This window comes from Flavobacterium yafengii, from assembly GCF_030010375.1.
Taxonomy (GTDB): Bacteria; Bacteroidota; Bacteroidia; order Flavobacteriales; family Flavobacteriaceae; genus Flavobacterium; species Flavobacterium yafengii.
Map to the genome: position 1 here is coordinate 848,588 of NZ_JASCRY010000001.1, position 13,335 is coordinate 861,922.

The 13,335-nt window shown below is 34.7% G+C and carries 11 protein-coding genes and 1 riboswitch; of the genes, 6 read left to right on the top strand and 5 right to left on the bottom strand.

Annotated features, from left to right (window positions below; genetic code table 11):
- Positions 1 to 25: 25 nt before the first annotated feature.
- The 4 genes from QLS97_RS03740 to QLS97_RS03755 form a co-directional block, all read right to left on the bottom strand.
- Positions 26 to 775, bottom strand: coding sequence for a lysophospholipid acyltransferase family protein (locus QLS97_RS03740; protein WP_282714311.1), 750 nt, complete (start codon positions 773 to 775; stop codon positions 26 to 28).
- Between the two features lie 67 nt (positions 776 to 842).
- A complete protein-coding gene (locus tag QLS97_RS03745) occupies positions 843 to 1,448 on the bottom strand; it encodes an FAD-dependent oxidoreductase (protein WP_282714312.1) in 606 nt (201 codons plus the stop codon).
- A gap of 2 nt (positions 1,449 to 1,450) precedes the next feature.
- Positions 1,451 to 1,654 carry a hypothetical protein gene (locus tag QLS97_RS03750; RefSeq protein WP_099714232.1) on the bottom strand — a complete coding sequence of 68 codons (204 nt, stop codon included), beginning with the start codon at positions 1,652 to 1,654 and terminating at the stop codon, positions 1,451 to 1,453.
- Between the two features lie 119 nt (positions 1,655 to 1,773).
- Positions 1,774 to 2,352: a MarC family protein gene (locus QLS97_RS03755; protein WP_282714313.1), complete on the bottom strand. Its 579-nt coding sequence runs from the start codon at positions 2,350 to 2,352 to the stop codon at positions 1,774 to 1,776.
- 270 nt (positions 2,353 to 2,622) lie between these two features.
- On the opposite strand from QLS97_RS03755, the gene QLS97_RS03760 reads away from it, so the two are divergent.
- From QLS97_RS03760 to QLS97_RS03780, 5 genes are all read left to right on the top strand, one after another.
- Positions 2,623 to 3,189, top strand: a complete 567-nt coding sequence (locus QLS97_RS03760) for a DUF3109 family protein (protein ID WP_282714314.1) — start codon at positions 2,623 to 2,625, stop codon at positions 3,187 to 3,189.
- Between the two features lie 262 nt (positions 3,190 to 3,451).
- Complete coding sequence (locus QLS97_RS03765) at positions 3,452 to 4,429, top strand: ribonucleotide-diphosphate reductase subunit beta (protein WP_282714315.1); 978 nt, start codon at positions 3,452 to 3,454, stop codon at positions 4,427 to 4,429.
- 179 nt (positions 4,430 to 4,608) lie between these two features.
- Positions 4,609 to 7,023: a ribonucleoside-diphosphate reductase subunit alpha gene (locus QLS97_RS03770; RefSeq protein ID WP_282714316.1), complete on the top strand. Its 2,415-nt coding sequence runs from the start codon at positions 4,609 to 4,611 to the stop codon at positions 7,021 to 7,023.
- Between the two features lie 354 nt (positions 7,024 to 7,377).
- A complete protein-coding gene (locus QLS97_RS03775) occupies positions 7,378 to 8,277 on the top strand; it encodes a hypothetical protein (RefSeq protein WP_282714317.1) in 900 nt (299 codons plus the stop codon).
- Positions 8,278 to 8,459: 182 nt separating this feature from the next.
- On the top strand, positions 8,460 to 8,951 hold the full coding sequence (locus QLS97_RS03780; RefSeq protein ID WP_282714318.1) for an RDD family protein: 492 nt from the start codon (positions 8,460 to 8,462) through the stop codon (positions 8,949 to 8,951).
- Between the two features lie 66 nt (positions 8,952 to 9,017).
- On the opposite strand, the gene metE is transcribed toward QLS97_RS03780, so the two are convergent.
- Entirely contained in the window at positions 9,018 to 11,342 is a 2,325-nt protein-coding gene (metE, locus tag QLS97_RS03785; RefSeq protein WP_282714319.1) for a 5-methyltetrahydropteroyltriglutamate--homocysteine S-methyltransferase, read from the bottom strand.
- A gap of 187 nt (positions 11,343 to 11,529) precedes the next feature.
- Positions 11,530 to 11,723, bottom strand: a riboswitch (cobalamin riboswitch).
- Positions 11,724 to 11,934: 211 nt separating this feature from the next.
- On the opposite strand from metE, the gene dgt reads away from it, so the two are divergent.
- Positions 11,935 to 13,278 (top strand): dGTP triphosphohydrolase, encoded by a 1,344-nt coding sequence (dgt, locus tag QLS97_RS03790; RefSeq protein ID WP_282714320.1) that lies wholly within the window; start codon positions 11,935 to 11,937, stop codon positions 13,276 to 13,278.
- Positions 13,279 to 13,335: the final 57 nt, after the last annotated feature.

Sequence of the window (13,335 nt, forward strand, 5' to 3'; positions counted from 1 at the left end):
GAAAAATATTCGTTTTTAAAAACAACTAATTTTTACTGTCCCAATCTTTTCTATAATGAATGAGTTCTTCATCTATCATCTTCTTAGACGTATTTAATAAATAGGTCGCCTCTTCAGAATAAATAGGTGAAAAAAAAGTGATTTTAATCTCGGTAGTCCATTTCCCAAAACACTTTAAAAAATGCGGAATGAAAGTATCATCTCCCACAAAAGCATCCGTTTTTTCTTTATAATCAATAGCAATAGGAATAACCGCTGCTTTAATCTTAGTAGCCATCACAAACGAACCGTAATTAAAATCTACAGTCGTTGGCAAAATATCTGTCGTGCCTTCGGGAAAATTAATGATAGAATATCCTTTGGCTAGAACTTCTCGAATATTTTCGGCAGTTTCTTGTCTGCTTTTTTGGCAGTTTCTGTCTACAAATAAAACACCTGATATTTTACAGATGTAGCCAATCATAGGCCATGATGCAACTTCTTTCTTGCCTACCGGAAAAGCATGTATTTGATTTACAATAACAATTGGGTCAAAATAGGAACGGTGATTGGCTACAATGAGTCCTTGTATCGTGGGTTTTTCTCCATAAATAATGGTGCGAATGCCTAAAATGATATTAAGTCCTCTTATTAAAAAATCGCGTAGATGAAGTGCTCTTTTGGAATTAATTTCTTTGCTACAAAAGAAACTCGTCAAATAGAAAAGAATCGAGAAGAAGGAAACAAATAGTATAAAAATGATGAGCCTGGTCAGTCCTAATAATAGTGATAACATAAAATAGTGTGTTGAAAATGTAAACCTACCACTATTTTTCTAGAGATTTTTTAGAATGAAATTCTATTTACCTGATACTATCGTGTGCATGAGTCTGCACGCCGTCATTCCATAAGGTGAGAATATCTGTTGCAACTGCGGCACCGCTTCCGGCAGCAATGGCCAGCTGGCTTCTCCAACCTGCTAAAGTTCCTATGACATAGATTCCTTCAGCCACTTTGTGGTCGTTGTTTTTTAGTTGGATTCGTTGTTTTTCGGGAAGGGATTTTTGATGGGGTTCTACATAATGCATCAATCCATCAATTGCAAAAGTATTTGCGGAGCCTATGCCTATGACGATTGTTTTTGTTTGGTAGGAATTTTTATTTGTTATGACTGTGAATTCCGGAAATTGCCCTTCAATTTTCAGTACTTTTTCATCTGGAATTTGAGTGATATGAGGATACGCTTTCGAAAGATGTTCGGTGCTTTCCTCCAATAATTCAGACCCTAATTTGCCTGGAGCTATACCATAAGCATTATTAAACAGTGCTTCTTGAAGAGATGATGTTTTTTGATGGGTGAAAATGACAATTCTTTTGTCAGTGACAAAGGATTTATTTCTTGCAGAACCCAAAACGAGTGCGCAGGATATCCCAGAAACGCCACCGCCAACTATGAGAACATCAAACATTATTACAGTTGGTCATTTGATTTTTCTTCAATCTTTTTTGCCATTTTAAAAATCAGAAGAATCAAAACGGCACAAAAAGAAGCAGCAATTCCAATAAAAGCAACTACGCTATCTCCTTGAAATGGATTTCTAAAATCCAACAAAGTAACATTAAATATGATTAGCGCTATTGCTAAAAACACCAAGATGTTAGTGAAAATTTTCATAATACGTTTTTGTTTTTGATATAAAAGAAACAGATTTTTTATTTTAGAAACACATGTCAGTTCAAAAATCAGATTACCTTTTAAAATTATCTTAGGGGGTAAATTTATGAAAATTTATTTTAGACGAACAAACCTTTAACATTCGCAGCGAATAATTTAACAGCAATTGCAAGAAGTACTACGCCAAAAGTCTTTCTAATGACGCCAAGTCCATTTTCTCCTAGTATTTTTTCAATTTTAGAGGATGATTTCAAAACAATATATACCAGTATAATATTCAAAATTATGGCAATAACAATATTTATGGTAAAAAACTGGGAACGTAAAGACAGTAAAGTAGTCATTGTTCCGGCTCCGGCTATTAAGGGAAACGCCAAAGGGACAATAGATGCGGAACTCGCTTCTTCATCGCGATAAAGCCGAATGCCTAAAATCATTTCTAATGCCAGAAAGAATAATACAAATGAACCTGCAACCGCAAAAGAGTTTACATCAATTCCTATTAAATTCAATAATTCCTCTCCCACAAAAAGGAAAACAATCATGATTATGCATGCTACTATTGAAGCTTTTTCAGATTCTATGTGTCCGTGTTTTGATCTTAAATCAACAATAATAGGAATAGTTCCCACGATATCAATTACGGCAAAAAGTACCATTCCAACCGTAATTATTTCTCTAAAATCGATTTCAAACATAATTTTTTTGTTTGCAAAGTTAAACTTTTCGGTAGATTTTTGATTAAAATTAAATTTTATTACAACAATTCTGATTCATTTTTTTACAGACTGATTTTCAATAGAATTTTTATTTTTTATAATTGTATGTTGTTTAATATTAGTTTGTTAGTTGGTTTTAAAAATCAATTGTTTCGTTGGTTTTTCCAAAAGTTAAAGTTGGTTTTTATCTAAAAAATTACAATTTACTTTGACTACCTTTGCACTTTATAATCTCTGTACCCCAAAATAATGTTTCAATTAGGAAAAACCATCGTCTCAGAAGACATACTCGAAAAAGATTTTGTTTGTAATTTGTCAGCCTGTAAAGGGGCTTGTTGTGTTGATGGCGATGCGGGAGCTCCATTGAGCATTGAGGAAACCAAGATATTAGAGGAAATTTATCCTAAAGTAAAACCGTTTTTACGCAAACAAGGAATTGCTGCTATTGAAGCGCAAGGAACTTGGACAAAAGGAACAGATGGTGATCTTGAAACACCGCTGATTGATAATAAGGATTGTGCTTATGTGATTTTTGACGGTAAAACGGCTTTGTGTGGTATCGAGCAAGCGTACAATCAAGGGATTGTTGACTGGAAAAAACCTGTTTCTTGTCATTTGTATCCTATTCGTGTGAAAGATTTCACGGAGTTTGCCGCTGTCAATTATGACAAATGGGATATTTGTGATCCGGCCTGTTCTTTAGGTCAGGAACTTGAAGTGCCAGTGTATAAATTTGTCAAGGAAGCTTTGGTTAGAAGGTTTGGAGAGGACTGGTATGCAGAGCTTGAAATAGTCGCACAAGAACTCAAAAAATAAATCTAAAATAAATTCAAATTTTCTTGTTCCCTGTTTTTAAAATCCTATATTTTACGGTACTTCACCTCTCTTTTTTAATTTTAAAACACTGATTTTTAGACATTTAAAATTCATATAAAAAATGTCTTAATTTTTTAGTTTGTTAAAAACTATGGCCGATTGTGAATAAGTTTGGCTTTTAATTCCGGCAATATTTCACAATCTTTGTAATCCACAGAAAGCATAAAATTTCGTTAAAACCTCAAAAAAATAAACAATTATAATGGCGCAAGTTGAACCAATTTTACAAGAAAATAAAAATCGTTTCGTAATTTTCCCTATCAAACACCATGATATTTGGGAATTTTATAAAAGTATGGAAGCCAGTTTCTGGACTGCTGAAGAAATCGATTTGTCACAAGATCTAAATGACTGGAATAATAAACTTTCTGATGAGGAACGTTATTTTGTAAAACACATTCTTGCTTTTTTTGCTGCTTCTGACGGAATTGTAAATGAGAATTTAGCCGAAAATTTTGTGAACGAAGTGCAATATGCTGAAGCAAAATTCTTTTACGGTTTTCAAATCATGATGGAAAACATTCACAGTGAAACGTATTCTTTGTTGATTGATACGTATGTGAAAGATGAAGTAGAGAAAGATGAATTGTTCAACGCTTTGGAAGTTTTTCCGGCAATTAAGAAAAAAGCGGACTGGGCTTTGAAATGGATTGAATCTGATTCGTTTGCGGAACGTTTGATTGCTTTTGCAGCTGTGGAAGGAATCTTCTTTTCGGGAGCGTTTTGTTCTATTTATTGGTTGAAAAAACGTGGATTAATGCCAGGATTAACGTTTTCTAACGAATTGATTTCTCGCGACGAAGGAGTACACTGTGATTTTGCAGTACACTTGCACAACCACCATTTAGTAAATAAAGTTCCAAAAGAAAGGATCAGAAGTATTATTGTTGATGCTTTGAATATTGAAAGAGAATTTATCACTGAATCCCTTCCTGTGAGTTTAATAGGAATGAATGCAGTGTTAATGACACAATATTTAGAATTTGTTGCCGACAGATTATTGGTTGAATTAGGTTGCGAGAGAGAATACAACACTTCAAATCCTTTTGATTTTATGGATATGATTTCGCTTCAAGGGAAAACAAATTTCTTTGAAAAGAAAGTTGCCGAATATCAAAAAGCAGGTGTTATGAATACCGATGAAGATGCTCAGAAAATTAGTTTTGACGCTGATTTTTAGAAAGCAGTTATCGCATCAGCGGGTGTTTTAGCCCCGATGGAAGGGAATATCCTTTCTAGTCCTGAACTTTTTTCAGGACTAGAAAGATTGGAATGACAGCGGGATTAGCTTCCCAAAAAAATGAAACAAATACTCAAAAACGGGAAAGGGATTTTCTGTTTTTTAAAACAATTAAGCGTATGTATGTAGTTAAAAGAGATGGGCACAAAGAGCCGGTAATGTTCGACAAAATCACAGATAGAATTAAAAAACTATGTTATGGTTTGAATGATTTGGTTGATGCCGTGAAAGTGGCAATGCGCGTAATTGAAGGACTTTATGATGGTGTTTCGACATCTGAATTGGATAATCTTGCTGCCGAAACTGCCGCGTCAATGACTATTGCGCATCCTGATTATGCACAATTAGCCGCTCGTATTGCAATCTCAAATTTACATTCGAATACAAAAAAATCATTCTCTGAAACGATGAGTGATATGTTCAATTATGTAAACCCAAGAAACGGTCAATATGCTCCGTTACTTTCTGAGGAAGTACATAAAGTGATTATGGATAATGCAGAGTTTTTAGACTCACATATTATATACAACAGAGATTTCAACTACGATTATTTTGGTTTTAAAACCTTGGAACGATCGTATTTGCTAAAAATAAACGGTAAAATCGTAGAGCGTCCGCAACACATGTTGATGCGTGTGTCTGTTGGGATTCACTTAGACGATTTGAAATCTGTGATAGAAACCTACGACTTAATGTCGAAAAAGTTCTTTACGCATGCAACGCCAACATTATTTAATGCTGGAACGCCAAAACCTCAGATGTCTTCTTGTTTCCTTTTGGCCATGCAAGACGATAGTATTGACGGGATTTATGATACGTTGAAACAAACGGCAAAAATCTCTCAATCAGCAGGTGGAGTTGGACTTTCTATTCATAATGTAAGGGCTACAGGTTCTTACATACGTGGGACAAACGGAACGTCAAACGGAATTGTTCCGATGTTACGTGTTTTCAATGATACCGCTCGTTATGTAGATCAAGGTGGTGGAAAACGTAAAGGTAGTTTTGCTATTTATATCGAAACTTGGCATGCGGATATCTTTGAATTCCTGGACTTGAAAAAGAATACCGGAAAAGAAGAAATGCGTGCAAGAGATTTGTTTTTTGCGATGTGGACTTCGGATTTGTTCATGAAAAGAGTACAAGAAGATAGCTATTGGACGTTGATGTGTCCTAATGAATGTCCAGGATTGTATGATGTGTATGGCGAAGAATTTGAGGCGATGTACATTGATTACGAGAAACGTGGAAAAGGTAGAAAAACCATCAAAGCACACGAATTGTGGGAGAAAATTCTGGAATCACAAATCGAAACTGGAACGCCTTATATGTTGTACAAAGATGCTGCCAACAGAAAATCAAACCAAAAAAATCTAGGTACGATTCGTTCTTCGAATTTGTGTACCGAGATTATGGAATACACTTCGAAAGATGAAATTGCGGTTTGTAACCTGGCTTCACTTTCGTTGCCAATGTTTGTGGAAAACAAAAAATTCAATCACGATTTGTTGTACACCGTTACCAAACGCGTGACCAGAAACTTGAATAAAGTTATCGACAGAAATTATTATCCGGTAATAGAAGCCGAAAACTCGAATATGCGTCACAGACCAGTTGGTCTTGGAGTGCAAGGATTGGCCGATGCTTTCATTATGTTGCGTTTGCCATTTACGAGTGATGAAGCTAAAAAACTGAACCAGGAAATTTTTGAAACTTTATATTTTGCTGCCGTTACCGCTTCAATGGAAATGGCCAAAGAAGAAGGTCCTTATTCTACTTTTGAAGGTTCGCCAATGTCTCAAGGAGAATTCCAGTTCAATTTGTGGGGGATGAAAGATGAGGAATTATCCGGTCGTTGGGACTGGGCTTCATTAAGAAAAGAAGTGATGCAACACGGGGTGAGAAACTCATTATTAGTAGCGCCAATGCCAACAGCTTCGACTTCTCAAATCTTGGGTAATAACGAAGCATTCGAACCATACACTTCTAATATTTACACCAGAAGAGTACTTTCGGGAGAATTTATTGTGGTAAACAAACACTTGTTACACGATTTAGTGGAGCGTGGTTTGTGGAACGAAACATTGAAACAAGAATTAATGCGAAATAACGGTTCCGTTCAAGACCTGAACATTCCGCAAGACTTGAAAGAATTGTACAAAACCGTTTGGGAAATGTCCATGAAAGACATTATCGATATGTCTCGTCAACGTGGTTATTTTGTGGATCAATCACAATCGTTGAACTTATTCATGCAAAATGCCAATTATTCTAAATTGACATCGATGCATTTCTATGCTTGGCAATCTGGATTGAAAACGGGAATGTATTATTTAAGAACAAAAGCTGCGGTGGATGCAATTAAATTTACATTGAACAATGATAAAAAAGCGGAGCCAATTGAAATTAAAGAGCAACCAATCGCTGTTCCTGTAGTAGCAGAACAAGTAGAAATGACTACCGAAGAATACAAAGCAATGATTGAATTGGCTAAAAATGCCGGTCCAGACGAATGTGAAATGTGTGGTAGTTAATTATAATAGGAAAATAATAAAGGCTTCTTAATTGAGGCCTTTTGTAAGAATATTAACCTTTAATCTATTCTGCTGAGGTAAAGAAAAAAAGTAATACGCATAAAAAAAGGGATATCTGTGACATCCCTAACTTGGAAACTTAAAATTAAAACGGCCGGGAAGCTTTTAAAAAATTAAGTTATAAAGATCATGAGATTACCTCACCTACTTTTTTATTATACCAAAAGTAAATAAAAATATCTTTTTTCCAAGTTAAATTATTCACAGAATTTAAAATATTTTTTTAAACCCAAGCAAAACAAAGGCTTGGAAGAAAATGAATTTTGAGAAAATTCTTAACAAAAAAAAGACAGTATGATAAATTTATCAATTTACCGATTTACGCTTTTAAATAAAGCGAAAGAACAACAAGTTCTTAGCTTCTTCAATGAAGAGGAAGACTTGTTAGATACCATGAATGACTTCTGTAGTCACATCCATAAAAATACTAAATCTTATACAGATGTACAGGGAAAGTATAGAACTTTTTCACTTGCAAATAATCAAATTAAAGATGTTGAAAAAAGGATTATCACAGGCTATTTTGATTCTGGATACACTGGGGAATATGGGCAAATAAAGGATGGGAAAACTTCTAATCTCAAATATGACATTTTAAAAGGAGATTTATTTAGTAAAGATTTTTTTTATCTTATTCATGTTCCTAAAAATTCAAAATATGGGTTTTTTATTTTTCAGAAAAAAGAGAATCATGGTGTGAAAATGATATTTGAAAATGCTTTCAATTCTTTTATGAGGTTGAAAGGAGTTTCAAATTATTTTCTACAATTAAAACAAGCGCCGGCAAGATATCTGATTAATAATTTTTTGAAATTTGGAAAGCTAAAAGAATTTAGGTTAATTGATGGTACAATTCAATCTGCTATAGAAACATTAAATGTAAATTTAGGTAGAGAGGAACGTGTAATAAAGTTGAATAGTTCAACAAATAATCAAAGTGTGAAAAATGTTTTGGTTGAGTTGTTTGATAATTTTTCATCTCAAGATAAAATTCCTTTTATGAATCAAGGTGCATATGATGAGATAACTTTTGTGATTGGTCACAATGGTGTTTCGAAAACCTTTTACATTAAGGACAAAGAGAAAATTAGAACAAGCTTTAATGTTACTTCAATGCTTGAATTTGAGGATGGAGAGGCCACATTCGAATCATTAATAAGGATTTCTTTAGAATTAATAAATTCAGCGGCATAGTATTTATTAAATTTTAAACTTAAGGGAGCATTTGAATTGTCAAATGCTCCTTTTCGTTAATATATCCCAAAATAGAAGGCTACATAAATCTTTAATATTGAATATTTGGATTAAAACTATAAGAATAATTCATTATATTTGAGATGGTTGTCATTATAAATAATCATTTTTATACTACTATTATGGAAAATAAAAAATTTACTGTTACAGATGATTTATTAGCTTCCAAAAGCCAGCGTTTCCTTAATTTCATTATCGATGTGTTGATAGTTTATGTTATTGAAATCACCATTGGCACCACCATAATTATAATTGGAGACTTGACTAATAGTTATGCAGCCTCAAATTGGGTTAAAGCACTGAGCCCAATCGAAAGCTTCTTTTTTGGACTTATTATCCTGTTTTTTTACTACGGACTTACCGAAATGTATTTCTCCAGAACCTTCGCTAAATATTTTACTAAAACACTAGTTGTAAAGCATGACGGTTCAAAACCAAATATGAAAAGCGTTATTATACGAACAGTATCCAGATTAATTCCTTTGGAGCCTTTTTCTTTTTTAACAGCTGAGCGAGGATGGCACGACACATTATCCGTTACGTATGTGGTGAAAAAGCATGAGTTTATTGCAAAAAAAAAATTGCTTGATCCATCTGATGAAATTGCAGTTTAACAATAGTTTTACTTAAAAACAAAACCTAGTAAATTTTTAAATCTACTAGGTTTTTTTATTTAATTATTAAACAGTTGCAATGTTTTCTATCGCAATTCTCATCTCTTGAGCTGCGGCTACCATTTCGACTAAAGCCTTTTTGGTTTCGTCCCAATGGCGGGTTTTTAAACCACAATCCGGATTGACCCAAAGTTGGTCAACAGGAATAACTGCCGAAGCTTTTTCTAATAATTTAACCATTTCGGAACTAGAAGGAACGCGAGGGGAATGGATGTCATATACGCCAGGTCCTATTTCGTTTGGATAATTGAAATCGGCAAAAGCATCCAGCAATTCCATTTGCGAACGCGAACACTCTATGGTGATTACATCGGCATCCATATCGGCAATATTCTGTATGATGTCATTGAATTCACTGTAACACATGTGGGTATGAATCTGGGTGTCATCTTTTACGCCACTTGCCGAAATTCTAAATGCTTTTACAGCCCAATCCAAATAGGTTGCCCATTCTTCTTTTCGTAAAGGCAATCCTTCTCGAATAGCAGGTTCATCAATTTGAATGATCTTAATTCCTGCATTTTCTAAATCGACAACTTCATCTCTAATCGCCAATGCAATTTGAGTACAGGTTTCCGAGCGCGGCTGGTCGTTACGGACAAAGGACCATTGCAAAATAGTTACGGGGCCGGTTAACATTCCTTTAACCCATTTTGGCGTAAGCGATTGTGCAAAAGCCGACCATTTCACAGTCATTGGATTTGGACGTGATACATCGCCATAAATAACGGGTGGCTTCACACAACGGCTGCCGTAACTTTGTACCCAACCGTTTTTGGTAAACGTAAATCCGTCGAGTTGTTCTCCAAAATATTCTACCATATCATTGCGTTCAAATTCTCCATGAACCAAAACATCAATGCCCGTTTCTTCCTGAAAACGAATCGTTTCTTCGGTTTCTTTTTGAAGCAAATCATCATATTGTTGTTGGTTTAATTCGCCTTTTTTGAACTTCGCTCTCCAGCTTCGAACTTCGGTGGTTTGTGGGAAAGAACCAATAGTTGTAGTTGGGAATAACGGAAGATTTAATACGTCTATTTGTTTTTTTCTTCGAACGGAAAATGGATTTTGTCTTTGGTCATCACCACTTGTAATGCTGGCAACACGGTTTTTTACCGCATTATTGTGGATTAATTTTGATGTTTTTCGGTTTTCATTGGCAACGGTATTTTCTTGAAAACGGATAGAATTAGTCGTGTTTATTTCATTTGAGGCAAAATACTTAAGCAGTACTATTTCTTCTGTTTTTTGTTTGGCGAAAGCCAGCCATTGCTTGATTTCAGGAGTTAGTGTTGCGTTGTTGGTTTCTAGTTCTAAATCACACGGGGAGTGAATAAGAGAGCACGATGGCGCAATTAGTATTCTATTTTCGCCAAGTACGTCCGTTGCTTTTTTGATAAGCGCTAACGATTTTTTGAAATCATTTTTCCAAATATTTCTTCCATCGACAACACCAAGTGAAAGATTCACATTATCTGATAATTGTCCTGATTCCAGAATATCATCCAATTGAGAATGACAACGCACCAAATCCAAATGTAAAGTATGAACGGGCAAGGCAAGAACAGTGTCAAGATTTTCTCCGAAACAATCAAAATAGTTAGCAAGAATTAATTTGATTTTAGGGAAGCGTTTGTTGATTTCGGTATACACATAAGTGATAGCACTTCTTTCTTTATCAGTTAGATTCAAAGCCAGAAATGGTTCGTCAAATTGAATCCATGCTACATTTTCATTTTCCAGTTTTTGAAGAATTTCAAAATAAACCGGCAGTAATTTTTCGATAAGGTCTATTCTATGGAAACCTTCTTCCTTTTCTTTTCCAAGAAGTAAGTAGGAAACAGGTCCCATAAGCACAGGCTTTGTTGCGATTCCTAATGCATTGGCTTCTTTGAACTCGTTGATTATTTTTTCGGAGAATAATTTGAATTCTTGGTCTTTGGTAAATTCCGGTACGATGTAATGATAATTCGTATCAAACCATTTTGTCATTTCCATAGCAACGACATCTTGTCCGTCTTTTTGCGAACCTCTGGCCATGGCAAAATACAAATCGATAGTGGAGTTTGTTTTGGCTAATTCTTGATAGCGTTTTGGAATAACGCCCAATGTAAGTGATAAGTCGAGTACTTGATCGTAAAACGAAAAGTCATTGGAAGGGATTAAATCGATTCCGGCTTCGGCCTGTAATTGCCAGTTTTCCTTGCGGATGTTTGCTCCTGTAGTCAAAAGTTCGTCTACGGAAATTTTTCCAGCCCAGTACGATTCGCAGGCTTTTTTTAATTCTCTGTTACTACCAATTCGCGGGTAGCCAAGATTGTTTGTTAGCATTTTTTTGCTTTTTAAATGATGAATAAATCAGTTAAAAGCTCTTGATGCATTTCAGAATGCTCGTTAGAAATGAAAAGTAGAAAGGAGAATACGTTGCAAAAGAGAAATGCACAATAAGGCATAAATAGTTACGCTTATTGTGTTCAGAACGCACCATACCTGACTATTGCTTCAAATCGCGAAAGCATTGTCAATTCGATAAAAGGCAGGTCTCCTGACTTGTAACATTTTTATCATCCTTCCCATTTGCCATTGGCATACAGTGGATCTTTTTTCAGGTAAAAACTTTTTGTGTTACTTACAGTTGCGCGACAGTTCGTGATTTACACACGATTCCCTATTAATCTACAGTTAAGTAAAACCCTTATCGGTTGATGAAGAAATAAATTAAGAACTTAAATTCGGTACAAAAGTAGCACTAATCATTTAAAGTTTTTTTCGATAGGTTTATAAATTTGTTATTTTTAGGATATTGTATTAATAGGAGCCAATACGTTAGGTTTTTCATATAAATTAAGTCATACCTGACTTTATTTCACTTGATAATGTGTCTATTTCTGCTATCTTTGGAAAGAAATTTTAAAAAGAAATCATGAACTGGGAACAACTTTTATCATTAAGAAGACAAGGCGACAAAGGCAAAAGATTACGTGTAGAACAGGACGATACCCGTTTGGGTTTTGAAGTTGATTATGACCGTATTATCTTTTCGGCCGCTTTTAGAAGTTTGCAGGATAAAACACAGGTTATTCCATTGTCAAAAACTGATTTTGTACATACCAGATTGACACACAGTTTAGAAGTTTCGGTTGTAGGACGTTCTTTAGGAAGATTAGTTGGTAAGAAAATTATAGAAAAATATCCGCATTTAAAAGAAGTTCACGGCTATCATATGAATGATTTTGGTGCTATAGTCGCCGCAGCATCATTGGCGCATGATATTGGAAATCCACCTTTTGGACATTCTGGTGAAAAAGCGATTGGAGAGTATTTTTCTATTGGTAAAGGACAGCAATACAAAGACCAGCTTACTGCAAAAGAATGGCAGGATTTGATTGATTTTGAGGGAAATGCGAATGGATTTTCGGTATTGACAGCAGGTCGTCCCGGAATTGAAGGAGGACTTAGAATTTCGTATGCGACTCTTGGTGCTTTCATGAAATACCCAAAAGAAAGCTTGCCTAAAAAACCAACCAAAGACATTGCTGATAAAAAATACGGTTTCTTTCAAACCGATAAGGCCTTTTTTCAAGATGTGGCTTCTGATATGGGTTTGATTCCAAATAAATCGGGAGATAATATAGGTTTCGAAAGACATCCTTTGGCATATTTAGTCGAAGCTGCGGATGATATTTGTTATACCATTATTGATTTTGAAGACGGAATCAATTTAGGATTAGTTTCTGAAGATTTTGCCTTGGAATATTTGATGAAATTGGTAAAAGACAGCATTGATACTTCTAAATACAAGACTTTAGAAACCAAAGAAGACCGGATAAGTTATTTGCGTGCTTTGGCAATTGGTAGTTTAATTAATGATGCAGTCAAAGTTTTTATCGAAAATGAAGCGTTAATTCTGGAAGGAAAATTCCCTTTTGCCATCATGGATAAAAGCAAGTACAAAGCGCAAATGGATGATATTATAAAAATTAGTGTCAAAAACATCTATCAAAGCCGAGAAGTCATCGAGAAAGAAATCGTAGGCTATCAGATTATACAAACGCTATTGGATAAATTCATAACTGCTTTCAATAATAAATTCGACGGAGAAGCATCAAATTATGATGCTTTAATCATGAAAATGCTACCGGAGAAACATCATTTGGAAAAAGAGAATCTTTATGGAAGATTACTTCATATTTGTCATTATGTATCGCTGCTGACTGACGGGAATGCGTTATTATTGTACAAAACAATTACTGCTGCAAAAAGTTAATTGCCTAACAATTAGTTCTAATTTACGGTATAAATAAAAATTAATTTATATCTTAAC